General features: G+C 68.7%; 21 protein-coding genes. 11 read left to right on the plus strand and 10 right to left on the minus strand.

Features of this window, described 5'->3' with window-relative positions; all coding sequences use genetic code 11:
* Positions 1-4: 4 nt before the first annotated feature.
* The gene (locus ACQPYM_RS38545) at positions 5-709 is read left to right on the plus strand and encodes a transporter substrate-binding domain-containing protein (RefSeq protein ID WP_433011131.1); all 705 of its coding nucleotides are present in this window, start codon (positions 5-7) and stop codon (positions 707-709) included.
* Here ACQPYM_RS38545 and ACQPYM_RS38550 read toward each other — a convergent pair.
* Both ACQPYM_RS38550 and ACQPYM_RS38555 read right to left on the minus strand, forming a co-directional pair.
* Entirely contained in the window at positions 693-1,142 is a 450-nt protein-coding gene (locus ACQPYM_RS38550; RefSeq protein ID WP_433011134.1) for a methyltransferase family protein, read from the minus strand. The genes ACQPYM_RS38545 and ACQPYM_RS38550 overlap by 17 nt on opposite strands.
* Positions 1,143-1,146: 4 nt before the next feature.
* Complete coding sequence (locus ACQPYM_RS38555) at positions 1,147-1,626, minus strand: MarR family winged helix-turn-helix transcriptional regulator (protein ID WP_433011137.1); 480 nt, start codon at positions 1,624-1,626, stop codon at positions 1,147-1,149.
* Positions 1,627-1,666: 40 nt separating this feature from the next.
* Here ACQPYM_RS38555 and ACQPYM_RS38560 point away from each other — a divergent pair, with 40 nt between their 5' ends.
* The 4 genes from ACQPYM_RS38560 to ACQPYM_RS38575 all read left to right on the plus strand — a co-directional run bounded on the left by ACQPYM_RS38560 (position 1,667) and on the right by ACQPYM_RS38575 (position 6,599).
* Positions 1,667-2,926: a glycosyltransferase gene (locus tag ACQPYM_RS38560; protein WP_433011140.1), complete on the plus strand. Its 1,260-nt coding sequence runs from the start codon at positions 1,667-1,669 to the stop codon at positions 2,924-2,926.
* Between the two features lie 64 nt (positions 2,927-2,990).
* Positions 2,991-5,480 carry a GH116 family glycosyl-hydrolase gene (locus ACQPYM_RS38565; protein WP_433011143.1) on the plus strand — a complete coding sequence of 830 codons (2,490 nt, stop codon included), beginning with the start codon at positions 2,991-2,993 and terminating at the stop codon, positions 5,478-5,480.
* A gap of 38 nt (positions 5,481-5,518) precedes the next feature.
* Positions 5,519-6,070 (plus strand): TetR/AcrR family transcriptional regulator, encoded by a 552-nt coding sequence (locus ACQPYM_RS38570; protein ID WP_433011146.1) that lies wholly within the window; start codon positions 5,519-5,521, stop codon positions 6,068-6,070.
* Positions 6,071-6,083: 13 nt separating this feature from the next.
* Positions 6,084-6,599, plus strand: coding sequence for a DUF2867 domain-containing protein (locus ACQPYM_RS38575; RefSeq protein WP_433011149.1), 516 nt, complete (start codon positions 6,084-6,086; stop codon positions 6,597-6,599).
* Here ACQPYM_RS38575 and ACQPYM_RS38580 read toward each other — a convergent pair.
* Positions 6,574-8,445 (minus strand): FtsX-like permease family protein, encoded by a 1,872-nt coding sequence (locus ACQPYM_RS38580; protein ID WP_433011151.1) that lies wholly within the window; start codon positions 8,443-8,445, stop codon positions 6,574-6,576. The genes ACQPYM_RS38575 and ACQPYM_RS38580 overlap by 26 nt on opposite strands.
* A 77-nt stretch (positions 8,446-8,522) precedes the next feature.
* Entirely contained in the window at positions 8,523-9,062 is a 540-nt protein-coding gene (locus ACQPYM_RS38585) for a TetR/AcrR family transcriptional regulator (protein ID WP_433011154.1), read from the minus strand.
* 287 nt (positions 9,063-9,349) lie between these two features.
* On the opposite strand from ACQPYM_RS38585, the gene ACQPYM_RS38590 reads away from it, so the two are divergent.
* The gene (locus ACQPYM_RS38590; RefSeq protein ID WP_433011157.1) at positions 9,350-12,028 is read left to right on the plus strand and encodes a bifunctional FO biosynthesis protein CofGH; all 2,679 of its coding nucleotides are present in this window, start codon (positions 9,350-9,352) and stop codon (positions 12,026-12,028) included.
* A gap of 468 nt (positions 12,029-12,496) precedes the next feature.
* Here the strand turns inward: ACQPYM_RS38590 and ACQPYM_RS38595 are convergent, their stop codons facing one another.
* From ACQPYM_RS38595 to ACQPYM_RS38615, 5 genes are all read right to left on the minus strand, one after another.
* The gene (locus ACQPYM_RS38595; RefSeq protein WP_433011160.1) at positions 12,497-13,159 is read right to left on the minus strand and encodes a response regulator; all 663 of its coding nucleotides are present in this window, start codon (positions 13,157-13,159) and stop codon (positions 12,497-12,499) included.
* The gene (locus tag ACQPYM_RS38600) at positions 13,156-14,301 is read right to left on the minus strand and encodes a sensor histidine kinase (protein WP_433011163.1); all 1,146 of its coding nucleotides are present in this window, start codon (positions 14,299-14,301) and stop codon (positions 13,156-13,158) included. The genes ACQPYM_RS38595 and ACQPYM_RS38600 overlap by 4 nt, the downstream gene beginning before the upstream one ends.
* A 40-nt stretch (positions 14,302-14,341) precedes the next feature.
* Entirely contained in the window at positions 14,342-16,483 is a 2,142-nt protein-coding gene (locus tag ACQPYM_RS38605) for an MMPL family transporter (protein ID WP_433011166.1), read from the minus strand.
* Positions 16,484-16,596: 113 nt separating this feature from the next.
* Positions 16,597-17,214 (minus strand): hypothetical protein, encoded by a 618-nt coding sequence (locus ACQPYM_RS38610; protein ID WP_360279206.1) that lies wholly within the window; start codon positions 17,212-17,214, stop codon positions 16,597-16,599.
* Entirely contained in the window at positions 17,207-19,141 is a 1,935-nt protein-coding gene (locus ACQPYM_RS38615) for an acyl-CoA dehydrogenase family protein (RefSeq protein WP_433011170.1), read from the minus strand. Before ACQPYM_RS38615 ends, ACQPYM_RS38610 begins: the two co-directional genes overlap by 8 nt.
* Before the next feature lie 111 nt (positions 19,142-19,252).
* Here ACQPYM_RS38615 and ACQPYM_RS38620 point away from each other — a divergent pair, with 111 nt between their 5' ends.
* Genes ACQPYM_RS38620 through ACQPYM_RS38635 form a run of 4 tightly spaced genes read left to right on the plus strand, consistent with a single transcriptional unit; the run spans position 19,253 to position 22,261 of the window.
* On the plus strand, positions 19,253-19,648 hold the full coding sequence (locus tag ACQPYM_RS38620) for a TOBE domain-containing protein (protein WP_433011172.1): 396 nt from the start codon (positions 19,253-19,255) through the stop codon (positions 19,646-19,648).
* Positions 19,648-20,397 (plus strand): molybdate ABC transporter substrate-binding protein, encoded by a 750-nt coding sequence (modA, locus tag ACQPYM_RS38625; protein WP_433011175.1) that lies wholly within the window; start codon positions 19,648-19,650, stop codon positions 20,395-20,397. Before ACQPYM_RS38620 ends, modA begins: the two co-directional genes overlap by 1 nt.
* Entirely contained in the window at positions 20,394-21,203 is an 810-nt protein-coding gene (gene modB, locus ACQPYM_RS38630; protein WP_433011178.1) for a molybdate ABC transporter permease subunit, read from the plus strand. Before modA ends, modB begins: the two co-directional genes overlap by 4 nt.
* The gene (locus tag ACQPYM_RS38635) at positions 21,200-22,261 is read left to right on the plus strand and encodes an ABC transporter ATP-binding protein (protein WP_433011181.1); all 1,062 of its coding nucleotides are present in this window, start codon (positions 21,200-21,202) and stop codon (positions 22,259-22,261) included. The genes modB and ACQPYM_RS38635 overlap by 4 nt, the downstream gene beginning before the upstream one ends.
* A gap of 86 nt (positions 22,262-22,347) precedes the next feature.
* Here ACQPYM_RS38635 and ACQPYM_RS38640 read toward each other — a convergent pair whose 3' ends face one another.
* Positions 22,348-22,983 carry a TetR/AcrR family transcriptional regulator gene (locus tag ACQPYM_RS38640; protein ID WP_433011183.1) on the minus strand — a complete coding sequence of 212 codons (636 nt, stop codon included), beginning with the start codon at positions 22,981-22,983 and terminating at the stop codon, positions 22,348-22,350.
* 88 nt (positions 22,984-23,071) lie between these two features.
* Between ACQPYM_RS38640 and ACQPYM_RS38645 the strand changes: the two genes are divergently transcribed.
* Positions 23,072-24,544, plus strand: a complete 1,473-nt coding sequence (locus ACQPYM_RS38645) for a DHA2 family efflux MFS transporter permease subunit (protein ID WP_433011186.1) — start codon at positions 23,072-23,074, stop codon at positions 24,542-24,544.
* The last annotated feature ends 283 nt before the right edge of the window (positions 24,545-24,827 follow it).

The following is a 24,827-nucleotide window of genomic DNA, read 5'->3' on the forward strand; positions in this document are numbered from 1 at the left end:
CCTCATGACGTCTCTCTCCGCGAACCTGGCCCCGACCGGTGTACTGCGGGCCTCCATCAACTTGGGCAATCCGGTGCTGGCCCAGGGGACGCCCGAGCAGCCGGCCGGGATCACGGTCGACCTGGCCCGGGAGATCGCGGCGCGGCTCGGCGTACCGGTGGAGTTCTTGTGTTTCGACGCGGCGCGGAAGTCGTTCGAGGCGATGACGTCCGGCGCGGCCGACCTCTGCTTCCTGGCCATCGACCCGGCGCGGGAGGCGGAGGTCGCGTTCACCGCGCCGTACGTCGTCATCGAAGGCGTGTACGCCGTGCCGACGGACTCGCCCCTCACCACGGTCGGCGAGGTGGACAGCCCGGGAGTGCGGATCGGGGTGAAGCAGGGTTCGGCGTACGACCTGTTCCTGACCCGCACTCTGCGGAACGCGACGGTCGTGCGCGGCACGGAAGGGACGGACATCTTCCGCGCCGAAGGTCTCGAGGCAGCAGCCGGGATTCGCCAGCCGATCACCAAATTTGTTGCTGAAAACAACGACGTCCGCTTGATCGACGAGCGCTTCATGCAGATCCAGCAGGCCGTCGGTACGACCAAGGACCGGCAGCCAGAAACCGTCCAGTTCCTGCGCGACACGGTCGACGAGTTGAAGGCGAACGGCTTCGTGGCCGGCGCTCTGCACCGCGCCGGCCAGTCCGACGCTACCGTCGCACCCTAGGAATCCAGGCCGGCACGGACTTGCAGTACTCGTCGTACTGCGAGCCGTAGCGACGCCGCAGTACGGGCTCTTCGTACCACCGCACGAAGGACGCCATCACCGCCCAGGCCACGACCGCGTAGCCGAGGAGCCAGGCGTCGAGGAACAGCAGCGCCTGACCGAGGACGGCCGCCACCACCCCGACATACATGGGATTGCGGACGAACCGGTAGTCGCCGCCGATCACCAGTCGTTCGGTCGGCGCGATCGGCGCCGGGGTGCCGCGGCCTTCGCGGACGAAGCGGACGAACGCGCGCAGCAGGATCACCACTCCACCGAGGATCAGCAGCCAGGCAGGCCAGAACCTCACGTCGGACCAGCCGTTGATCCACCACGGGATCACGCCCGCGACCACGCAGGGCGCGGCGAAGAAGAAAGCCGTACTACCGAGCACCGCCTTAAGCATTGGAGAGCCTGGCCAGCACTCGGTCGGACAGTTCACAGAAGGTGTTGAGCTCGGCCGGAGTGAGGTCACCGAACCAGTCGGCGACGGCCGCGTGATCGCCCTCGTCGCGCTCGCGCCAGAAGGAAGCGTTGTGGTTTGTTGCTGCCAGCAACTTCCGGCGTTTGTCGGCGGGATCCGGCTCGACCCGGAGCAGATCCTTGCGGACCAGCGCGGCGACGATCTGCGCGACGTTCTGATGGGTGCTACCCAACGCCGCGGCCGCTTCGGCCAGCGACGGTTTGCCGGCCGCGACGACGACGGTGATCAGCGCGGCCTGCTGCGTGGTCAGGCCGTCCTCGCGCAGTCGCTCGTCCATCGCGTGCCGCAGCTTCTGGGCCAGGGTGAGCGTGGTCCGGAACGCCCGGATCGACGGCTCCAGCCCCGAGTCCGGCCCGATCCCCAGCAGCTCTGCGGTCTTGCTCTCCGACGACATAGGCAATATATTACCTATTATCGCCGAAGGGGGCAAGATCGTGATCTGCTTACTGCCACACTGCGCCTACCTGTCCGAGACCTCGCGGATGCTGGAGCTCCATCGCGCCCTGATCGAGCTCGGCCTCCCGGTCCGCGTCGCCACCCACGGCGGCCCGCACGAACGGCTCCTGGCCGGCCTCCAGTACGACGTACTGGGTCCTGGCCTGTCCCCGGCCAGAGCAGCGCGTTTCGTCGGTTCGGCCGTCGGGTTGGGTGACCCGCGGCAGAGCATGTACGACGATGACGAGATCCGGTCCTATGCGCAGACGGAAGCGGAGTACTTCAGAGCGCACGGGATCACGGTCGCGGTGACGGGCTTCACGATCACCACTCTGCTGTCCTCACGGCTGGCCGGAGTCCGGCTGATCACGGAACACGCAGGCAGCTTCGTACCGCCGGTCTTCGAGAAGCGGTTGCTCCCGGCCCCGACCCACCCGGTCGACCCACGTCTCAAGCGCGCCCCGCAATGGCTCAGCCGGTTCCTGATCAATCGCACCGTCAACCGCACGACGTCGTACTGCGGAGGCTTCAACCGGGTCGCCGAATCGCTAGGTGTGGAAGGCGTTCCCAGCCTGTCAGCCCTCTTGCTCGGCGACCTCTCGCTGGTGCCGGAAATCCCCGAGGTGCTGGGAGTCTCAGCTGCCGAGCTGGCCGCTTGGACCCCCGAAGGCCGAGTCGGCTACCGCCCGAGCTCGCGCCTCACCGGAGTCGGCCCACTCTTCGCCCACCTCGACCTCCCACTGCCGGATCGGGTGCAGAAGTTCCTCGACCGCCCAGGCCCGACCATCTACCTGGCCATGACGTCGACCGCGCCGGCCCAGGTCCACGCAGCGATCACGTCGCTCGCCACCCTCGACGTTCGCCTCCTCGTCGCCGGCACCATCCACGACCTCGGCGACCTCGCCATCGACCGCATCATGATCGAAGGCACCCTGCCCAGCCACCTCGTCATGCCCCAGGTCGACCTCGCCATCACCACCGCCGGCCAAGGCAGTACCCAAACAGCCATGGCCAGCGGGACCCCACTCCTCGGCATCCCCCTGCACCCCGAACAAGACCTCAACATCGCCCTCCTCGAACGCCTCGGCGCCGCCCGCCACGCAACCCCCGCCACCAACCTCGCCACCCTCGCCGCGGAAATGCTCGACACCCCGACCCACCGTGATGCAGCGGTACAAATCCAAAAGCTCTACGCCGCCGTCGACGGCCCAGCGCAAGCCGCCCAGGCCATCGCCTCAGCAGCAACCAGCCGCGCCTGAGTGGTCTACTCCACCGCTATATATCGATTTCCACCGAAGCAGGCAGCATCTAGTCTGCTGAGGTATGACGAGAGCTGACTGGCCAGGTCTGCGGTCCTACACCGGCGACAAGTTGCGACGGATCGCCCTTCCACTGGGCGGCATCGGGACCGGCACGGTCAGCCTCGGCGGCCGGGGCAACCTCCGTGACTGGGAGATCGTCAACCGGCCGTCCAAAGGATTCCACCCCGGTACTGCGTTCTTCGCTGTCCGCACCGAGACGCCCGACGGCGCCGTCACCACTCGAGCCGCCGAAGGCCCGCTGGACCTCAGTGAGTACGAAGGAGCCCACGGCAGCGCGGCCCAGAACCACGGCCTCCCCCGCTTCCGGCAGGCCGCGTTCGAGGCGGCGTACCCGTTCGGGCAAGTGATCCTCACCGATCCCGAGGTGCCGGTCGGTGTCCAGTTGCAAGGGTTCACGCCGTTCGTACCGACCGATGTCGCCGCAAGCTCGTGGCCCGTCGCGGTCCTGCGTTTCGAGCTCACCAACCGGACCAACGAGCCGCTCGTCGTCGCGGTCGCCGGCGCCTGGCAGAACTTCATCGGCCGCGACGGCACCACAGATGTGGCTGCTGGCAACGACAACACGCCGGTCGACAACGACAGCCTGGCGGGAGTGCTGCTGCGCTCGAACGGAGTCGACCCGCAAGCGGAGCAATGGGGCTCCATCGCCCTGGCCGTTGCTGACGGCACCGACGTCACGCGTCGTACCGGCTGGGCGGATCGCTCCTGGGGTGACAGCCTGCTCGACTTCTGGGACGACTTCAGCGTCGACGGCCGACTGGACGAGCGATCCAGTACGTCGGAAACGCCGGTCGCCTCCATTGCCGATCGGCGGACGATCCCGGCCGGCGCCACCGAGTCCATCACCTTCCTGCTCGGCTGGCACTTCCCGAATCGCCGCGCCTGGGAGAAGGACGATGTCGTCGGCAACCACTACACCGGCCTGTACTCCGACGCCTGGGACGCCCTGGTCAGGTTCGCTCCGCAGCTGTCCGAGCTGGAGTCCCGATCACTTGCCTTCGTCAACGATTTCCTGAGCAGCAACCTCCCCGAGCCGGTCAAGGAAGCAGCCCTCTTCAACCTCAGCACGCTCCGAAGCCAGACCGTGTTCCGTACGCCGGACGGCCGGTTCTTCGGCTGGGAAGGCTGCTCCGACCACGTCGGCAGCTGTTTCGGCAGTTGCACCCACGTGTGGAACTACGAGCAGGCCACGCCCTACCTGTTCGGTTCGCTGGCCCGGTCGCTGCGGGAAGTCGAGTTCGCTCACGCGACCGACGAGCAAGGTCTGATGAGCTTCCGCGTCGGCCTCCCGCTGGAGACAGCCGCCCAAGATTGGCGTGTGGCCGCAGCCGACGGGCAGCTCGGCTGCTTGGTGAAGCTTCACCGCGACTGGCGACTCAGCGGCGACGACGAGTTCCTCCGCTCACTGTGGCCCGCGGCTCGTCGGGCGCTGGAGTTCTGCTGGATCCCCGGCGGCTGGGACGCCGATCGCGACGGCGTGATGGAGGGTTGCCAGCACAACACGATGGATGTCGAGTACTACGGCCCCAACCCGCAGATGCAGTCGTGGTACCTGGCGGCCCTGCGTGCCGGTGAGGAGATGGCCCGCTTCGTCGGTGACGAGGAGCTGGCCAAAGAGTGCCGGCGGATGTTCGAGCACGGCAGCGCCTGGACGGACGAGCACCTGTTCAACGGCGAGTACTACCGCCACGAGATCCGTCCGCCCGCGTCCGCCGACGACGTGGCGCCCGGTCTGCGCGAGAGGATGGGCGCGGCCGACCCGACCAAGCCGGAGCTCCAGCTCGGCGACGGCTGCCTGATCGACCAACTGGTCGGCCAGCACGTCGGCTACTTCGCCCAGCTCGGACCGCTGCTCAACCCTTCGCATGTGACGACCACGCTGCGCAGCATCCTCGAGCACAACGGCCGGACCGACTTCCACGACCACTTCAACCACATGCGCAGCTACGTCCTGGGTGACGAGTCCGCCGTCCTGATGTGCAGCTATCCCCGCGGCAATCGCCCCGAACGGCCCTTCCCGTACTTCGCCGAGGTGATGACCGGCTTCGAGCACATCCTCGCGGTCGGCCTGATCTCCGAGGGCCTGGTCGACGAGGGCCTCCAGGTCATCACCAACATCAGAGCCCGGTACGACGGCGCGCGCCGCAACCCCTTCGACGAGGCGGAGTGTGGTCACCACTACGCCCGCGCGATGGCGAGTTGGGGAGCGGTCGTCGCCCTCACCGGCTTCGACTACGACGGCCGCAACGGCGTGATGCGCTTCGCGCCGCAGTACGGCGAGGCGCAGGCCGGCCATCGCCAGGCGGGCTCCTCAGCTCAGCACTTCTGGTCGACCGGAGATGCCTTCGGCACCCTGCGGCTCGAGGCCGACGCGGTGGTGCTGACCGTGCGCGAAGGCAGCGTGCGTCTCACCGAGCTACGCCTGCCCGATCGGCCGGCGATCGAGCTGGACGGCTCGCTGCTGGTCGGCGGCACCACCCTGCGACTGTAACGACGCGCCATACCAAACGGTATGGTACGGTCGACAGCATGGTGACGAAGGAGGACTGGCTCGACGCCGGCCTGAAGGTGCTGGCCGGGGAGGGCTCACCCGCCCTGACGATCGAGCGGCTGACCACCGAGCTGGGCCTGAGCAAGGGCTCGTACTACCACCACTTCAAAGGCACCGGCGGCTTCCGGACCGCCCTGCTCGAGCACTTCGAGAGCCAGTTCACCACCCGGCTGATCGACACCGTCGAGCGGCGGCCCGAGGCTGACGCTGCTACCAAACTGACCAAGCTGCTGGATCTGGTTCTGGCCGACTCCGACAGCGTCCAGCTCGAGATCGCAGTACGGGCTTGGTCCTTGCAGGATCCCGAGGCGCGGCTGGCGCAGGAGCGCGTCGACCGGACCAGGACCGCTTATCTGCAAGAGCTCTGCCGTGGCATCAGCTCGGTGAAGGAACCTGATCAGCTGGCCCGGCTGCTCTATCTGATCCTGATCGGCGCTGAGCAAGTCGTGCCGCCGATGAAGGGCGCCGAACTGCGCGCGCTCTACGCCACCACGCTAACGCTGGCGACCGGCGAACCGTTCCTCACCTGACCAGGAGCCATCGATGCCGACCCGAACAGATCTCCCTGAGCTGGCCGACCTACTGCCGACGTCCGATGTCGTCGATGTGAAGACCGTGTCCGGGCCGGTCACGTTGCGCGAGTTCGTGGCCGGTGCCCTGGGCAATGAAACCGCCGTGAGCCGGGCGCTGTTCGCCATCCGGGTGCCCTTCGCCCGGTTGCTGCGGCTGGACATGACCGGGATGCCGGCCAGGACGAGGTTGCGCCCCGAGGACGTCACCTTCACCCCGGGCGAACCGCTCTCGTTCTTCACGGTGGAGCGCGGCGAGGAAGAGCACTACCTCCTGCTCAAAGTCGTCGACAACCACTTGGTCGCCTACCTGGCGATCATCGTCGACGACTCCGGACCTGTGCGCGAGTTCAAGGTCGTCACCCTGGTGCGCTACTTACGCCCGGTAGGACGCCTGTACTTCGGACTGATCCGGCCGTTCCACCACGTCATCGTCTACTTCATGTGCCGCTCCGGCGTCCGCACTACTCACGGCCGCCCAGCAGCGTGATCGGCCGAGGTCTGGTCGCGGCCCAGGCGGTGGCCGCCGCTGTCGATCCCACGACGACGAGCGAGCCGCCGAGGATGAGGGCGAGCAGTCGCCAGGGGATCGCGAGAACGACGACACCGTAGGTGTTCGCAGTACCGGTGGCGACGCCGGCCAGGGCCGCGGCTGCCACGACACAGCCGAGTAGTACACCGATCAGCACGACGGTCAGCGACTCGATGAGCGCCACGGCGATCACCTGGGCTCTGGTCAGGCCGGCCATCCGGGCCAGCGCGAACTCGCGTCTCCGGTCGGCCGACGCCATCACGATCGCGTTCACCACGGCGACCGCGGCGTACACGCCGGCCAGGCCCATCAGCACTGCGAAAATCCCCGTGTTGCCGCGTTGCTGCGCCTTGCCGCGATCCTCCGCCCAGTCGGCGATCGGCTGTGCGTCTCCCAGCCGCTGCGCGACCATGGCCGGGTCGACGCCGTCAGCAACCTTCACCAGCGTCTCGGTGCGCCCGCTAGGCGTGAGTGCGCGCGGGACGAAGAAGTTGTCGCCGACATCGAGCGTCTCCGGCAGGATCGCGACCACCTTGAGTTTGACCGGCCGCTTGTCGATAGTTGCCGACAGCACCGAGCCGAGCTTGTAGCCCTCGGCACTCATGCCCGGACCGACCGCAATGGTTGCTCCTGTCAACTGGTCGAGGGATCCCTTGCGTGGGCGCAGTTTGTGGGTCTGCTGCCACGCCTTGGGGTCGATGCCGATCGCTTCGGCGTACACGGTGCGGCCTTTGCGACGTACCGTGAACGGGACGGCGGCCTGCGGCGAGACGACTGCCAGGTCGGCGGCTGGAGTGACCAGACCGTCGGCCACCAGGTCGGCGGTGACGAGTTGGCGCTGCTCCTCACCGACGGCTTTGGCGAGGGTGCCGAAGGTTCCCCATAGACCGACCAAGAGCCCGACCAACACGATCAACGGAGCCGCGGTGGCAGCGCTCCGCCGTACTGCGTGCAGGACGTTGGCGCGGGCGAGGTCGGCGACCAGGTTGCCGCGCAGGACGAGGGCGGGAAGGCGGCCGGCCCACGGTACGGCGATCGGGCTGAGCTGGCTCAACGCGACCGAGCCGGTGACCATCACCAGCAACGCGATCATCAGACCGGCGACGAGGTCTCCCGCCGCTTGGGCCGCGATGACGAGCAAAGCGGTGAACGCCGCGGCCGACAGTCCCCAGAACCAGCGCCAGCCGGTCATCACGGGTTGATTGCCGGGCAGATCCGACAACGCCTCCAGCGCGGTGATGCGGGACGCCCGCCAGGCAGCAGCCAGTACGCCGGTCAGCGCGGTGCTGACGCCGACGATCGCGGCGGCGTACAGGGCACCGGGATCCCACGGTGCATGGAACCACGGTGGCAGCAAGTCCAACGAAACAAGGAGTTTCGACTGCGCATAGGTGCCGAGGACACCAACCGGTACGCCGACCGCGGTCCCCAGTACGCCGAGCAGCAGCGCCTCGCCGAGCAGCATCACCCGCAAGCTACCGCGTTGCGCACCGACCAGCCGGAGCAGCGCCAGTTCGCGTCGCCGCTGCACCACGGTGAAGCCGAACGTCGTACTGACGATGAAGACGGTCAGGAAGACGGCAAGCATCACCGTCATACCCAGCAAGGTGGCGGCGCCCGCATACCCCTCCCGGATGCGCGCCCGCTCGATCCCCGAAAGGCCTGCCGGCAACACCACCCGATCCGCGGCAGCCATCACCTGCAACCCGGACTGCACCAGCCCGACCCCGAGGGCCACCGCCACCACAGCCCCCGCGAACAACTGCCACCGATCCCGCAGCGCACCCACCGACAACCTCAGCATGCCTCCAACCCAACCGGCTGAGCCGTCCGAGCACCCTCCCCCCAACGCCCCACCGAGGTAGCGCGGGCGCTACCAATTCACCGGAGATGGGTGAGGAGGGCGGTGAAGTCGTCGTGGCTGTACGGACGGGCTCCGATGAGGGACTGGAGCAGGATGCCGTCGAGGGTGGCGACCAGGAGGCTGGCCTTCTGCGGGTCGGTGGTGAAGTTCCGGGCGATCTGGGTGAGCGGCTCGAGCCAGGCGGCGGCCGCCGGACGCAGAGCCGGACGTCGCGCTGCCATCAGGCACAGCTCGTACTCCGCCAGCGTGCGACCTCGGCGGTACACCAGACAGTGCTCGACCAGCCGCGCCAGCTCGTCGGCCGGGCGGGCGCCCATCTCGTTGACCCGCTCGTGCAGCTCGGCCGCGAGATCCTCGGCCGCCCAGGTCAGCGCCGCCACCAGCAGGTCGTCCAGGCTCGCGAAGTGATAGGTCGTCGACGCCACCGAGACCCCGGCTTCGGCCGCCACGGCCCGATGACTGACCCCGGCCACCCCGTCCCGCTCGATCACCGCCAACGCCGCCGTCAGCAGCTCCACCCGCCGCAACCGCCCCCGCACCCGCCGCCCGTCCGCCACAACCCCACCCCACTCCCCACCTCGCCCAGCTCACCTCGCCAGCCCGCCTCGCCGAGCTCACCTCGCCCAGTCGCCAGCTCGCCCGTCCGGCCCTGCCGCCATCTCGGGGGTCAACACCCGAGAGTGTGGGTTGCCACCCCGGGTTCCGGGGTGGCAACCCACCATTTCAGGGGTCAACCCCTCAAATGGCGGGCCCGAGGTGAGACAGTATCAGGACAGACGTACTGATTGTTTTTGGTGCTCGGAATCGGCTGGATCCGGTCCGGAGGCCGCCTACGCTTCTAGGCGTGACTGCTCCTGAACAGCCCTCCGCCACTCCCCCGAAGGCCTCGATCAGCACCGCCATGCGGCGTGCGCTGAAGCGGGCCGACGACGGCAAGACACTCGACCCGGCGGAGGTCGAAGTACTGCTGTCCGCCTCCGGTGACGCGCTCGACCAGCTGATGTCGACCGCCGCCCGGGTCCGCGACCAGGGACTGGCCGACGCCGGTCGGAGCGGGATCATCACCTACTCCAAGAAGGTGTTCATTCCGCTGACCCGGTTGTGCCGGGATCGCTGTCACTACTGCACGTTCGCGACCACGCCCGGCCGCGTGCACTCGCCGTACCTGAGCCCTGACGAGGTGCTGGAGATCGCCCGGCAGGGTGCGGCACTCGGCTGCAAGGAGGCTCTCTTCACGCTCGGCGATGCTCCCGAGGATCGCTGGGACGCGGCCAAGACGTGGCTCGAGGAGGCCGGCTACGACAGCACGCTGGACTACGTGCGGGCGATGTCGATCCGCGTGCTCGAAGAGACCGGGCTGCTGCCGCATCTGAATCCCGGCGTGATGTCCTGGCAGGACCTGCAGCGGTTGAAGCCGGTCGCGCCGAGCATGGGCATGATGCTGGAGACGACGTCGCGGCGGTTGTTCGAGGAGAAGGGCCAGCCGCATTTCGGTTCGCCCGACAAGGACCCGGCGATCCGGTTGCGGGTGCTGGAGGACGCGGGCCGTTCGAACGTGCCGTTCACCACCGGGCTGCTGATCGGCATCGGGGAGAACCTCGAGGAGCGGGCCGACTCGATCTTCGCGCTGCGCCGGATCGCCCGTCAGTACGGCGGAATCCAGGAAGTCATCATCCAGGGCTTCCGGGTGAAGCCGGACACCGCGATGCGCAACGACGCCGACGTACCGCTGGACGAGTGGCTGGCCGCGATCGCCGCCACCCGGATCGTGCTCGGCCCGCGGATGCGCGTCCAGGCCCCGCCGAACCTGGTCGACCTGACCGAGGCGCGGCTGCTGCTCGATGCCGGTGTGGACGACTTCGGTGGCGTCTCGCCGCTGACCCCGGACCACGTGAACCCCGAGCGCCCGTGGCCGCAGATCGACGACCTGGCCAAGGTGACCTCGGACGCGGGATTCACCTTGCGCGAAAGGCTGACAGCACACCCGGAGTACCTGCGTGAGCCCTGGCTCGACCCACGCCTGATCTCGCACATCGAGGCCCTCGTCGACCCCGAAACCGGCCTCGCCAACGAAGACGCCTTCCCGAAGGGCCTCCCCTGGCAGGAGCCCGACGGCGGCTGGGACAGCGTCGGCCGCACCGACCTCCACACCGCCATCGACACCGAAGGCCGCCGCACCGAAACCCGCTCAGACTTCGACGCGGCGTACGGCGACTGGGACGTCCTCCGCGAGGACGTCGCGGCCCGCAGGGCCGCGGAGGCCGCGGCGAGCGCCGGAGGCGCAGCCGGCAGCGCCATCACCAGCAATGCGGGCATTGGAGCGCACTCCGCAGTTGATGCGAACCGCGCCGCCCTCGGCGGCGCGGCAGCTGCGGGCGCGGGAGCGCCGGAGCGGATTGCTGCTGAGGTGAAAGCTGCATTGGCTGCAGCTGAGCGGGATCCGGCGGGGCTTTCTGATGCTCAGGCTTTGACGTTGATGACGGTGACCGGGCCGGCGCTGGATCAGTTGGCGCGGATTGCGGATGACTTGCGGAAGGCGACCGTCGGGGACGACGTCACCTACGTGGTCAACCGGAACATCAACTTCACCAACGTCTGTTACACCGGCTGCCGGTTCTGCGCGTTCGCTCAGCGGCGGACCGACGCCGACGCCTACTCGCTGTCGATGGACGAGGTCGCCCAGCGGGCCGAGGAAGCCTGGGTGATCGGCGCGACCGAGGTCTGCATGCAGGGCGGCATTCACCCCGACCTGCCCGGTACTGCGTACGCCGACCTCGTCCGGGCCGTCCGCGACCGGGTCCCGGAGATGCACGTTCACGCCTACTCGCCGATGGAGATCGTCAACGGCTCGGTCCGCACCGGGCTGTCGATCGAGGACTTCCTGATCTCGGTCAAGGAGGCCGGCCTGGGCAGCATCCCCGGCACCGCCGCGGAGATCCTCGACGACGACGTCCGCTGGATCCTCACCAAGGGAAAGTTGCCGACGGCAAGCTGGATCGAGGTGATCACGACGGCGCACAAGGTCGGCCTGCCGTCCAGCTCGACGATGATGTACGGCCACGTCGACGCGCCGCACCACTGGGTCCAGCACCTGCGCACGATCGCGGCGGTGCAGGACCAGACCGGCGGCTTCACCGAGTTCGTGCTGCTGCCGTTCATCCACACCAACTCGCCGATCTACCTGGCCGGCGTGGCCCGCCCCGGCCCGACGTACGACGAGAACCGCGCCGTGCACGCGATGTCGCGGATCATGTTGCACGGCCGGATCGACAACATCCAGTGCTCCTGGGTGAAGCTCGGCACCGACGGCTGCGTGGCGGTCCTCAACGGCGGCGTCAACGACATCGGCGGCACCCTGATGGAGGAGACGATCAGCCGGATGGCCGGCTCCAAGCACGGCTCCCGCAAGTCGATCGAGGAGCTCACCCAGATGGCCACCGCCGCGGGCCGGCCGGCCCGGCAACGCACCACGACGTACGGCGATGTCCCTCAAACCTCGCACACGGCGCTCGAACTCGCTTGACCAAGCAGAAGCCCGAAGTACTGGTCCCCAGTTGCACAACCAGTACTTCGGGCATAAAGAGACGCCGACCGTGTCAGGTGTCGGTCACCACCTCACTGGCGACCGGCACCCCGGCGACACGGCCGGCGTTCTGCTTTGCCCCGAGAGGGCGTTCGGCCCGAAGGAGGGCGGAGCCGCTGACTCATTCCGTGACCGGCAGGGGAGGAACAGTCCGGTCGCGGACGGGAGTGCCGCGGTACCGCCTGGAGCCTGTGTCCGCGACCCGTCCGTCGCTGACAACTGAACGTTGTCACGGCGTGGCTCTGCGCCGCCATGAGGCGGCTCAAACATTTGCATTGATCTAGGACAAAGCGACGCTGTGTATACCAAGCGTCGCTTTCCGTACTCGCCAGTAGACAAGTTGCCTCCCGCAACAACAATCCAACGCTCAACCAGTTGCCTTCGGCCACCAGTCGGCCACCGAGTCGGCTAGCCGGCGGTCCGGACCAGACCGGATTCGTAGGCCGCGATCACCAGCTGCGCCCGGTCGCGGGCGTCCAGCTTGGTCAGCAACCGGCTCACATAAGTCTTCGCGGTCAGCGGGCTGATCACCAGTTGATCGGCGAGTTCGCCGTTGCTCAGCCCGCGGCCGATCAGCGTCAGCACCTCGCGTTCCCGCCTGGTCAGCGCGGCCAGCGCGCCGGGCGCCGGCCCGACCGGCTCCGGTTGGCTCAGCACCTTGGCGATCAGCGCCTGGGTCGCGCCGGGCGACAACAGCGCTTCGCCGGCGGCCACCGTACGGATGGCGGCCAGCAACTGCGCGGGTTTCGTGTCCTTGACCAGGAATCCGCTCGCCCCCGCACGCAACGCCGCCAGCACGTTGTCGTCGCTCTCGAACGTGGTCAGGACCAGCACCCGGACACCGCTCAGATCCTCGTCGGCCGCGATCGCGCCGGTCGCCGTGATCCCGTCCGTCCCCGGCATCCGGATGTCCATCACGACGACGTCGGCCCGGGTCGACCGGACCAGCTCGACCGCTTCGTCGCCGTCGCCCGCCTCACCGACGACCTCCATGTCCGGTGCAGAACGGACGAGCATCGCGAAGGCGCTCCGGACCAGCTCCTGGTCGTCGGCCAGCACCACCCTGATCATCGCGCTCCCGGAGTAGGTATGGACACCGCGACCCGGAACCCGCCGGACGGGCCGTCACCGACGACCAGCTGACCACCGACGGATTGCGCCCGCTCGTTCATCCCCACGATGCCGTAGCCCGCCGCGGTGCCGCTGTCGGCCCGCCCGTGTCCGTCATCGGTCACCTCGAGCCGGACCTCCTCCGCGTCGTACTCGAGTTCTACTCGAGCCCGTTGGGCGTGCGCGTGCTTCACCACGTTGGTCAGGGCCTCCTGTGCGATCCGGTAAAGGGTGATCTCGACGGCGGCCGGCAGCGGCCGGGTGGTGCCGAGGACACACAGCTCGACCTGTACTCCGACCGCTGTGGTGACCGCTGCCAGCCGGGCCAAACCGTCGAGGTCCGGTGTGGGGTGCCGATCCCCGTCGACCTCGTTGCCGCGCAGTACGTCGAGGGTGGTTCTCAGCTCGGCCAGTACGCCGCTGCTCGCGTCCGCCACCGTGTGCAGCGACTGCGAGATCGGCGCGAGGGTCGGATCGTCGGTGCGCTCGTCGAGCAGATGAGCGGCCACGCCGGCATGGGAGTTGATCACGACGATGTGGTGCGCCAGGACGTCGTGCAGGTCCCGGGCGATCCGCAGCCGTTCCTCGGCGACCCGGCGCTCGGTCGTCTCCGCGAGCAGGGCGCGGTGCAGGCGCATCGCCTGGCCACCCACCGCGGCGACCGCGAACCAGCCGAGGGGGCTGATCACCTCCGCGCCGATCGATTCGTTCTGCGGGACGCTCGCGCTCACCAGGACTCCGGCGACGCTGATTCCGACCATCGCCAGCGTCGAGACGCGGGAGGTGGTCAGGGAGACCGTGTAGATGAGGACCACCGCGACCGGCAGCATGATGTCGTGCGTGAAGTTCAAGGCGTGGTAGACCATTTGGACGGCTAGACAGAAGAGCAGCGCCTGGATCGGGTAGCGGCGTCTGACGAGAACCGGAACGGTCGCCAGGACGAGCAGGGTGATCCCGAGAGCGTCGAGTGGCCTGTCGTCGAGCCAGTGCCGCGGCAGGGCGAGGACGGCGGCCACCGGCAGGACCAGCAGCGCCGCGGTCAGCAGCAGGTCGCCCCTGCCGATCCCCCACCGGCTCGCTCCCACCGAGACCACCGTCCCCATCCTCAGCTCCGTCCGTCGCCGACCTGCATTGTCCCCATGCTCAGCTCCGTCCGTCGCCGACCAGCACCGACTCGTCCGCCGGCCCGTCCCCGCCGTCCTCCCCGTCCTCCCCGTCCTCCCCGTCCCCGCCGTCGTTGCCTTCGTTGCGGTCCTTGCCCTCAGTCCCGGCAGCCGGCCGCGGGTCGTCCGCGGGACGGCTCGGCCACCAGATCCAGCGGCGCAGGCCCACCATCATCGGCGCCAGCAACGCGGGCGCTACCAGCAGAGTCTGCAGCAGAACCCCGACGGCGACCACCACACCCATCTCCACCATCGGCACGAACGGCAACGACGCCAGCACCGCGAAGGTTGCCGCCAGCACCAATCCGGCCGACGCGATCACCGGCGCGGTGGCCCGCACCGCCCGCCGGGTGGCGACCGTAGTACCGAGTTCCTTGCGGTCCTCGGCGATCCGGGCGACCAGGAAGATCGCATAGTCGACGCCGAACGCCACCAGGAACACGAACACCAGCACCGGCAGCGTCGGCTCCACGCCGCCGAACCCCAGCACGTGCTCGAACACCAGAGAACCAAGTCCCAGTGCCGCGAGATACGAGAGCACTACCGCGGCCACGACGAGCAGCGAGGCGACCAAGGACCGGAGCAGCAGGAACAGCACCAGCAACACCACGCCGAGTACGAGGGGAATCACCAGTTTGGTGTCGGCGGCGCTCGCCTCCTGGACGTCGACCCGCTCCGCCCCTTCGCCACCGACCAGCGCCGCGGGCGGCAGATCGGCCCGCAGTCGCTTGATCACGGCCGCTTCGTCATCGCTGTCCGGCTGAGCCGCCGGTACGACGTCGACCAGCGACCAGCCGTTTCCCTCCCGCTCGGTTTCCGCTGACACCACCTTGTCCGTCGCACGTGCCACAGCGAGCACCTGTGCCACCTGATCGGTAGGAGTCGCAACGGTGAAGGGCCGGCCACCCTCGCCCGGGTAGGCCCGATCGAGCGTCACGAACCCCGTCACCGACTCCGGGGTGTTGGTGAACGAGTCGGCCTGCCGCAGGTCCGTCGAGAGGCCGAGCACCCCGAGTCCAAGCAGGCCGAGTACTAGCGCGGAAGCCCCAGCCGAAAGCAACGGCCGGGCGAAGACCCACCGCCACCAGTCGCGGCCGGCGGGCGCAGTACTGGTCAGTGCTGGGACACGCGGCCAGAAAACCCCGCGGCCAAGTGCCGTCAGTACTGCGGGGAACAGCGTCAGCATGGTGACCAGAGTCGCCAGGATGCCCAGCGCGCCGATCACCCCGATCCCCGAGATGTCGTTCATGTCGGCCACGACCAGACACCCCAGGCCGAGAGCGACCGTCGAGCCGGACGCGAGGATCGCCGGTCCCACCCCTCTCAGAGCGGCGCGCATGGCGGCGTGGACATCGCTGTGGTGACGCAGTTGCTCGCGGTACCGCGCGACGATCAGCAACGCGTAGTCCGTCCCGGCGCCGAACACCATCACGATCATGATCGACGAACTCTGGGTGCTGACCGTCAGGTCGAGCGCCCCGGCGACGACCCGGACCAGCGCCATCGACAGGTACGCCGCGGCCCCGACGGTCAGCAGCGGCACCAGCCAGAGGAACGGGCTGCGGTAGGTGATGATCAGCAGGATCGCGACGACGATGACGGTGACGAGCATCAGCGTCGTGTCGATTCCCTCGAACACCGCGTCGATGTCCGCATCGATCGCGGCCGGGCCGGTCACCTCGGCCCGCAGACCACTCGGCCGGTCGGCGGTGACAGCTCGGACCCGCTCGACGAACTTGGCGATGCCCGCGTCGTTCCCACTCGCCGGCTGGCCGACGGCGTACATCAGAGCCGTGCCGTCCTCGGAGGGGACGGGCGGCATGTCGATCTTGAACTCCCGCGCCAGGGTGGCGTGCTGCCGCGCCACCGCCTGCTTGTCCCCGTCGGCGAGACCGCCGTCCCGGTGATAGACGACGATCAGCTCGTCATCCTCGGAGCCTGGGATGCGGTCTTCGACCTGGTGCACGAGAGTCGACTCCGCACCGCCGGGCAACTGATCGGTGACGTCGTCGCTCTGCACGTCGCTGAGGCCCGCTGCCAACGGAAACACCGCCACCAGCAACAGCACCCAGACCCCGACCACACCCCACTTACCTCGCCGCCCAGTCGGCAACGTGAACATGAAAACCTCCCCTGTCGGTGGACCTCAAACAGTGGTCCAGCAGGGTGAGGTGAAGCGTCCGCCCGGGGTGGACAGTCGGGAGTACTCCCGTGGTTGACACGCCCCCGGAGGGATCAGTACGGGTAGGTGTCGTCCCGGCGGGTCGGGTCGAGGTCCCAGAGGGAGAACTCGACCACCTTGTGCGACTCCTCGCCGCCGGCCGGGGTGAGGCCGACGGTGTCGTAGTCCTTGGAGCCGAGACCGTCCAGGTAGCCGAGCAGCTCGAAGGCCGACCGGGCGTCCTCGATGTCGTCGATCACCTCGTCGTTCTGCGCCTCGTCCGCGCGGCTGCGGACATAGGCGACGAACGCCTCCGGGTCCGTCACGACGAAGTCGTACCGCGCCTGGTAGCTGAGCCGGATCCCGTTCTCCGGGACCAGCGGCTCGTCCAGGTCGTCCAGCTCACCGCGCTCGACCATCTCGCGGTAGTCGTCGGGGTCGTCGAAGTCGTCCGGTCCGAGCGGCAGGTCGTCCAGCTCGTCGGGGTCGTAGGAGTCGATCCCGAGGAAGATGTCTCCCCAGCCGCGCTCGTGCACGGCGTCGGCGAGCACCCGGGCCTGGACCCGGACGTTCTCGATCGCCGTGGTGGCCCGCAGGTCGTGCAGGTCCAGGGCGTCGGCTTGCTCCAGCAACACCTTCGCCAGTTCGCGGGCGGCCTCGGCGGCCGACGCGGGCTCAATCGGCTCACTCATGCTGCGACGGTACAACCATGGGCACATCGACTGCCGCGCCCGGTACTCCGAAAGCGTCCACCAACTCCCCGGCGTACGGCCGGACGGTGGCGCAGAGCTCGTTCACCAGCGCGATGATCGCCTTCGACCGGCCGGTCGACAACCGCCCGTGCTCGAGGTACCAGGCCCGCTCCGCCTCGATCGTGGCGAGCGCGTGCAGATCGTAGAGATCCTTCAGCCGCCGGCTCGCGTTACCTTCCGGCGCAGCCTGTACTGCGGCCGCGAACGCCTCCAGCACCACCCGCTCGACGTGCGCCCGGCCCGCCGCGATGACGTGGTCCTGGCAGCGGTTGAACACCTCGAACGGCTCGACGCCGTCGTCGATCCCGCGCTTCAGACGCCGCGCCACCGCGGCCAGCATGTGCTCCTCGCGGAACCGGAGCAGACCGGAGTGGTACGCGTCGTCCCGCAACCCGGCATCGGGATCGGTGGTGTCGTTGCGGTTCGGTACGGCGTCGCGCAGCCGCTCGATCAAGATCCGCAACGCGGTCTTCTCGACCGCGACCTCGACCGCCTGCGCCGCGATGAACCGGGCCGTCCCGAGCGGGTCGAGCTTGCCGAACGACTCCCGGTAGTTGGTCAGCAACCCCTTGGCGACGAGCTGCAGCAACACCGTGTTGTCACCCTCGAAGGTGGTGAACACGTCGGTGTCGGCCTTCAGGGTCGACAGCCGGTTCTCCGCGAGATACCCGGCGCCGCCGCACGCCTCGCGGCACATCTGGATGGTCTCGGTCGCGTGCCAGGTGCCCAGCGCCTTCGTGCCGGCCGCCTGCGCCTCCAACGCGCGCTGGTCGTGCTCTTCGTCGGCCACTTCTTCGCTACCGAAGATCCGGACGAATTCATCGACCAGCTCGGCCTGGGCGAAGTGCAGCGCGTAGGTCCGGGCCAGCAGCGGCAACAGGCGCCGCTGGTGCATCCGGTAGTCCAGCAGCAACGCCTCGTCCGCGCTGCCGGGGGCACCGAACTGGCGGCGGCGATCGGCGTACCGGATCGCGATCGTCAGGGCCACCTTGCTGGCGTTGATCGCCGCGCCGCCGACCGACACGCGGCCCTGGACGAGGGTGCCGAGCATCGTGAAGAAGCGCCGGTCCGGGTTCTCGATCTCGCTGCTGTAGTTGCCTTCCGCATCGACCTGGGCGTAGCGGTCGAGCAGCGCGGTCCGGGGTACGCGGACGTTGTCGAAGACGATCCGGCCGTTGTCGACACCGTTGAGGCCGAGCTTGGCGCCGCAGTCGGACAGCGTCACGCCGGGCATCGGCTCGCCGTCCGCAGTACGGATCGGGACGAGCAGGCAGTGCACGCCATGGGTCTCGCCGCCGACCACGAGTTGCGCGAAGACGGCGGCCATCCGGCCGTGCCGGGCCGCGTTGCCGATGTAGTCCTTGCGCGCGGCCGCGGTCGGCGTGTGGATGACGAACTCCTCGGTCGCCGGGTCGTACGTCGCCGTCGTACCGAGCGCCTGGACGTTGGAGCCGTGACCGGTCTCGGTCATCGCGAAGCAGCCGAGCAGCCGGCCCTCGATCGCGTCGGTCAGGTACTCGTCGTGGTGCCGGCTGGTGCCCAGGTGCAGGATCGCGCCGGCGAACAGGCCGAACTGCACACCCGCCTTGACCATCAGCGACAGGTCGCCGAACGCCAGCGTCTCGAAGCCGGCGATGAACCCGCCCAGGTCGCCCTGGCCGCCGAACTCCTTCGGGAAGCCGCGACCGGTGTGCCCCTGGGCGGTGATCTGCTGCATCACCTCGAGCACCTTGTCCCGGTACTCCGCCCGGCTCAGTTCCTGTCCGGCGTCGAGCAGCCCGGCGTTCGTCGCCAGCCCGTCCCGGACCAGATCCCGTGCCGCCTTGTGCGGACCGTCCAGATACTCACGCAGCCCCGTCGTACTCATGGACCAAACCTATGCCGCTCCTGGCGGATGGGCCGTAACGACGCTCACGTTGGGGACGGGTAAGCAGCCGTGAGCTGTCGCGGACGCAATTGCGGCGATAAACTGCCGTTCGTGCCGAATTTGCGGATCAGTGAGGCGGCCGCGTTGCTCGGGGTCAGCGATGACACCGTGCGCCGCTGGGTCGAGCAGGGGCGGTTGCCCGCAGTACAGGAGGGCGGCCGGATGGCGGTCGAGGGCGCCGAGCTGGCCGCCTTCGCGCAACGGTTGGCCGAGTCACCCGAGCCGGGCACCACGACGGCCGCGTCGGCGCGCAACCGGCTGCGCGGGATCGTCACGCGGGTGGTCAAGGACGGGGTAATGGCTCAGGTGGAGCTGCAGGCCGGGCCGTTCCGGGTCGTCTCGCTGATGAGTCGCGAGGCTGCCGATGAGCTCGGGCTCGAACCGGGCGTGATCGCCGTCGCGTCGATCAAGTCCACCCACGTCGTCGTCGAGATCCCGGAGTCGTGATGTTCCGCCGTACCGTCGCCGCCGCACTGGCCGCCTTCGCTTTGGTGAGCTGCAGTGCGTCTGCGGATTCCGGTACTGCGGGCCTCTCGGGGACTGTCAACGTCTTCGCGGCAGCCTCGCTGACGGGGACCTTCACCCAGCTCGGCAAGGACTTCGAGGCCGCGCATCCCGGCGTGAAGGTAGTGTTCAACTTCGCCGGTAGTTCGGCCCTGGCGCAGCAGATCAACCAGGGCGCGCCCGCCGACGTTTTCGCCTCTGCGTCCCCGAAAAACCTGGACCAGGTAAAGGACAAGGGCACCCCGAAGACCTTCGCCCGGAACAAGCTGGAAATCGCCGTACCGAAGGGAAATCCGGCCGGTATCAAAGGCTTGGCGGACTTCACCGACAAGAACCGCAAACTCGCCTTGTGCGCCGAGCAGGTCCCGTGCGGTGCCGCCGCCAAGAAGGTCTTCGAAGCCGCCAAGCTCACCCCGGAACCCGACAGCCTCGAACAAGACGTGAAGGCCGCGCTCACCAAAGTCACTCTCGGCGAGGTCGACGCCGCGCTCGTCTACAAAACCGACATCCTGGCGGCCAAGGCCAAAGTCGACGGAATCCCTTTCCCAGAAGCCGATCAGGCCGTCACCGACTACCCCATCGCAGCCCTCACCACCAGCAAGAACCCCACCACCGCCGCCGCCTTCGTCACCTACGTCCTCTCCCCGGCGGCCCAGAAAGTCCTCACCACCGCAGGCTTCGAAACCCCATGACTGCGGTAAGAAGGCGGCGCATCGGTGGGCGGCTGCCGGTGGTCTTGCTGTTGGCCGCATTGCTAGGGCTCGGGTTTTTGCTGATCCCGTTGGCCGGGTTGTTGATTCAGGCGCCGTGGGCAACCTTGCCGGAGCGGTTGTTCAGTGCTGAGGTCGGGCAGGCGCTCAGGTTGTCGCTGCTGTGCGCGAGCGCGGCGACCGTGCTCTGCCTGTTGCTCGGTATCCCGCTCGCCTGGTTGCTCGCTCGGGCGGAGCTTCCCGGCCGAGGTGTGATCCGCGCGCTGGTGACCGTGCCGTTGGTGTTGCCGCCCGTGGTCGGTGGAGTAGCGCTGCTGCTGGTGCTCGGGCGGCGGGGACTCATCGGCGAGCGGCTCGATCTGTGGTTCGGGTTTTCGTTGCCGTTTACAACGGCCGGGGTAGTCGTCGCGGAGGCGTTCGTGGCGATGCCGTTCCTGGTGATCTCGGTGGAGGGTGCCCTGCGCGCCGCCGACCCGCGGTACGAGGAAGCCGCCGCGACGCTGGGGGCCGGGCGCTGGCTCACGTTCCGGCGCGTCACCCTCCCGTCGATCGCGCCGGGGATCGTGGCCGGCGCAGTACTGTGCTGGGCTCGTGCGCTCGGTGAGTTCGGCGCGACGATCACCTTCGCGGGCAACCTGCCGGGACGCACGACCACCATGCCGCTGGCGGTCTACCTGGCCTTGGAGACCGACCCGGACGTCGCCGTAGTACTGAGTGTCGTCCTGCTGGCCGTGTCCGTCATCGTGCTCGCCTGCCTGCGCGAACGCTGGATCAGTGGTCTGCGATGACCCTGTACGCCGACCTGCGGGTGACCCGCGAGACCTTCCGCCTCGACCTCGAGCTGACCGTCGAGCCAGGTGAGGTCGTCGCCTTGCTCGGTCCCAACGGCGCGGGCAAGACCACCGCGCTGCGGGCGATCGCCGGCCTGCTCCCTCTTGATGACGGCCAGATCCGGCTTGGCGACGACCTCTGGGACGCCCCACCACGCGTCTTCCGATCGGCCGATCGCCGCCCGATCGGGGTCGTGTTCCAGGACTACCTGCTCTTCAACCATCTGAGTGCTCTGGAGAACGTCGCGTTCGGTCTGCGTGCCCGCGGTACCGACAAACACACGGCACGCACCGAGGCGGCTCGCTGGCTCGAGACGGTCGGCTTGTCGGAGTACGCGAAAACCCGCCCGCGCAAACTCTCCGGCGGCCAGGCCCAACGCGTCGCTCTCGTCCGTGCGCTCGCCACCGCCCCCGAGCTGCTGCTGCTCGACGAACCACTGGCCGCCCTGGACGCCGGCACCACGCTGCACGTCCGCGCCGAGCTCGGCCAGCACCTGCAGCGGTACGACGGCCGCACACTCCTCGTCACCCACGACCCGCTCGACGCGATGGTCCTCGCCGACCGCCTCGTGATCGTGGAGAACGGCCAGATCGTCCAGGAGGGCTCGCCCACCGAGATCGCCCGCCGCCCTCGGACGGAGTACGTCGCCCAGTTGGTCGGCCTCAACCTCTACCGCGGCACCGCCAACGGCACCACGGTCACCCTCCCCACCGGCGGCACGATCACAGTCGCTTCCCCCGCCACCGGAACGGTGCACGTCGCCTTCCCACCATCAGCAGTCAGCCTGTACGCCGAACCGCCCGCCGGCAGCCCCCGCAACACCTGGCCGGCCGTGGTCGCGGGAATCGAGCAGCACGCCCACACCGTCCGGGTCCGCCTGACCGCCTCGCCGGCCGGCCCCGCAACCCTCCTCGCCGAAATCACCCCAGCCGCGGTGGCCGAACTTCGCCTGACCCCAGGCCAGCACCTTCACACCACCCTGAAGGCCACCGAAATCCAGACCTACCCGGCCTGAGGACTAGACCCGCCCGAGGTCCAGCCCGGTCGAGGTCCAGCCCGGTCGAGGTCTAGACCCGCCTGAGTTCCAGCCCGGCCTGAGGTCTAGACGCGCCAGCGGTCGGTCAGCTCGTCGGCGCCGGGCGGCGGGCCGGGGAGCTCCGGCTCGCCGCCCGGTTGCTCACCGGTACGGCGCATCGCCTCCAGGACCAGCGTCAGATACCGATGGCGCAGCCGGTTGGTCCGCGCCTCGTCACCGAGCTTGATCGAGGTGATCTGCTCCAGGATCATCGCGAAGTCCTCCACCACGATGCCGGGGCGCAGGTACTCCTTGGTCCGCTCGTAGATGGCCACATTCAGCTCGCCCGCCCGCCCGGCCGCCTCGAACAGCTCGGGGGTCGGCGTGAAGGTGCCCGCCAGCCGCTGAGTGAGCGAGTTGGTGTCGGCGTCGACAAGAGCATGCAAGAGCGCCTCGAAGGCGGTCCACGGGTCCCGGTCGTCGGCCAGCGCCTTCTCCGACTCCTCGATGTAGCGGGCGAGGCCGTCGGCACACAGCTTGCGGAGCAGCTCCTCCTTGCTCGCGTACCGGCGGTACAGGGCACTGATCCCGACCCCGGCCCGCTCGGCCACCGCCGCGATCGGCGCACCGGGATCGGCGATGAAGACCGCCCGGGCGGCGGCCAGGATCACTTCGTCGTTCCGGGCCGCCTGTGCCTGGCGGCCACTCAAAGTTTTGGTCATGTCACCCAGATTAGCACTTGAACGGAATGATCCGTTCCGTTACAGTTTGGAACAGAACAGTTCGTTCCGTTCGAACCTGGAGCCGTAGATGACCGCAGTCGCAGTACTCCCCCGCACCGAGACCGTCGCCGCCGCCCCGCCGCGCCTCCGCAAGCGCTGGCTCGCCTTCGCCGCCGTGATGACCGCGGCCGTCATGGACCTGCTCGACTCGACCGTGATGAACGTCGCGGCACCGGCCATCCGGGGCGACCTCGGCGGCTCCTACGCCAGCCTGCAGTGGATGGCCGCCGGGTACACGATGGCGCTGGCCGTCCTGCTCCTGGTCGGTGGCCGGCTCGGCGACCTGGTCGGCCGCAAGCGTGCGCTGCTGATCGGAGTCGCCGGTTTCACCGTGACGTCGCTGTTCTGCGGTCTGGCGGTGTCACCGGAGATGCTGATCGCCTCCCGGGTCGCGCAAGGAGCATTCGCCGCGGTGATGCTGCCGCAGGGATTCGGTCTGGTCCGGGATCTGTTCGAGCCCGACGAGCGAGCCAAGGCCTTCGGGTTCTTCGGCCCGATCATGGGACTGGCCGCGGTTCTCGGCCCGATCGTCGGCGGTAGCGTCCTCGACGCGGACCTGTTCGGCACCGGCTGGCGCGCGATTTTCCTGATCAACCTCCCGATCGGCCTGTTCACCTTCCTGGTCGCCGCCAAGCACCTCCCGAACACCAAGCCCGCCGAGCGCCGCGTCTCGCTGGACGTCCCCGGCCTGCTGATCGCGAGCGCCGGCCTGTTCGCCCTGGTCTACCCGCTGGTGCAGGGTCACGAGCTCGGCTGGCCGGTGTGGTCGAAGCTGCTGCTGGTCGCGTCACTGCCCGTCCTGATCGGCTTCGGCCTCCACCAGTCCCGCCGCAGCCGCAACGGCGCCACCCCGCTGATCGAGCCCCGCCTGCTGAAGAGCCGCTCGTACGTCTCCGGCGTCTTCTTCGCGGTCGTCTTCTTCGGTGCGATGGCCGGCACCTTCGTCCTCGGCATGTTCCTCCAGGTCGGCCTCGGCTACAGCCCGATCCGGGCCAGCCTGGCACTGGCCCCCTGGGCCCTCGGCGCGCTGGTCGGCTCGGCGATCTCCGGCATGACGATGCAGAAGTACGGCCGCCGGCTGCTGCACATCGGTCTGGCCCTGATGGCGGTCGGCCTGGCCGGGACGTACGCCGTACTGGCTCTGGCCGGCGTGAGCGTCGGCAGCTGGGACATCGCGGGGCCGACCCTGCTCGGCGGAATCGGGATGGGCATGGTCTTCGTGCCGCTGTTCGACATCGTCCTGAGCGGCGTCCGGGACACCGAGGTCGGCTCCGCGAGCGGAATGCTGGGCTCGTTCGAGCAGGTCGGGATCGCACTGGGCATCGCGGTCATCGGAACGATCTTCATGGGCAAGGTCTCCCACGCCGCCCCGGCCACCCGCTCCCTGGCCGCCCTCGACGGCACCCAGACCGCACTCCTGGCAACGATCGGAGCGATCGCCCTCGCCTTCGCCGCCGGCTTCCTGATGCCGAAGACCGCCCGAGGCAACATCGAACACTGAGTGTTTACACCCACCCGTACTCACATCGCTGGCTAGACCGTCGTGCCCACCCGAACCACCGGGGTGGGCACGCGCTGGCGTCTCGGACCCGCGTTGCCTGGTCGTGCCGGGGATTTGCGCCCACCCGTACTCACCTCGCTGGCTAGAGCGTCGTGCCCGCCCGAGCCTACGGGGGGAACCTCGCAAGCGGCTCCGACCCACATCGCTGTGGCCGATGGGTGCGCCGCGCGGCCCCAGCGGTGCCAGCCTGGTGATGCCCAAGGGAGCGGACCGCCGGAGTTGT

Source organism: Kribbella sp. CA-294648, from assembly GCF_050943845.1.
Lineage (GTDB): Bacteria > Actinomycetota > Actinomycetes > Propionibacteriales > Kribbellaceae > Kribbella.

Excerpts from the sequence above, each read along its gene's own strand:
- modA (WP_433011175.1), top strand. The coding sequence starts at position 19,648 with ATGTTCCGCCGTACCGTCGCCGCCGCACTGGCCGCCTTCGCTTTGGTG.
- ACQPYM_RS38595 (WP_433011160.1), bottom strand. The coding sequence starts at position 13,159 with ATGATCAGGGTGGTGCTGGCCGACGACCAGGAGCTGGTCCGGAGCGCC.
- ACQPYM_RS38545 (WP_433011131.1), top strand. The coding sequence starts at position 5 with ATGACGTCTCTCTCCGCGAACCTGGCCCCGACCGGTGTACTGCGGGCC.
- ACQPYM_RS38570 (WP_433011146.1), top strand. The coding sequence starts at position 5,519 with ATGGTGACGAAGGAGGACTGGCTCGACGCCGGCCTGAAGGTGCTGGCC.
- ACQPYM_RS38610 (WP_360279206.1), bottom strand. The coding sequence starts at position 17,214 with ATGAGTGAGCCGATTGAGCCCGCGTCGGCCGCCGAGGCCGCCCGCGAA.
- ACQPYM_RS38565 (WP_433011143.1), top strand. The coding sequence starts at position 2,991 with ATGACGAGAGCTGACTGGCCAGGTCTGCGGTCCTACACCGGCGACAAG.
- ACQPYM_RS38580 (WP_433011151.1), bottom strand. The coding sequence starts at position 8,445 with ATGCTGAGGTTGTCGGTGGGTGCGCTGCGGGATCGGTGGCAGTTGTTC.
- ACQPYM_RS38640 (WP_433011183.1), bottom strand. The coding sequence starts at position 22,983 with ATGACCAAAACTTTGAGTGGCCGCCAGGCACAGGCGGCCCGGAACGAC.
- modB (WP_433011178.1), top strand. The coding sequence starts at position 20,394 with ATGACTGCGGTAAGAAGGCGGCGCATCGGTGGGCGGCTGCCGGTGGTC.
- ACQPYM_RS38635 (WP_433011181.1), top strand. The coding sequence starts at position 21,200 with ATGACCCTGTACGCCGACCTGCGGGTGACCCGCGAGACCTTCCGCCTC.
- ACQPYM_RS38575 (WP_433011149.1), top strand. The coding sequence starts at position 6,084 with ATGCCGACCCGAACAGATCTCCCTGAGCTGGCCGACCTACTGCCGACG.
- ACQPYM_RS38600 (WP_433011163.1), bottom strand. The coding sequence starts at position 14,301 with ATGGGGACGGTGGTCTCGGTGGGAGCGAGCCGGTGGGGGATCGGCAGG.
- ACQPYM_RS38555 (WP_433011137.1), bottom strand. The coding sequence starts at position 1,626 with ATGTCGTCGGAGAGCAAGACCGCAGAGCTGCTGGGGATCGGGCCGGAC.
- ACQPYM_RS38645 (WP_433011186.1), top strand. The coding sequence starts at position 23,072 with ATGACCGCAGTCGCAGTACTCCCCCGCACCGAGACCGTCGCCGCCGCC.
- ACQPYM_RS38615 (WP_433011170.1), bottom strand. The coding sequence starts at position 19,141 with ATGAGTACGACGGGGCTGCGTGAGTATCTGGACGGTCCGCACAAGGCG.
- ACQPYM_RS38605 (WP_433011166.1), bottom strand. The coding sequence starts at position 16,483 with ATGTTCACGTTGCCGACTGGGCGGCGAGGTAAGTGGGGTGTGGTCGGG.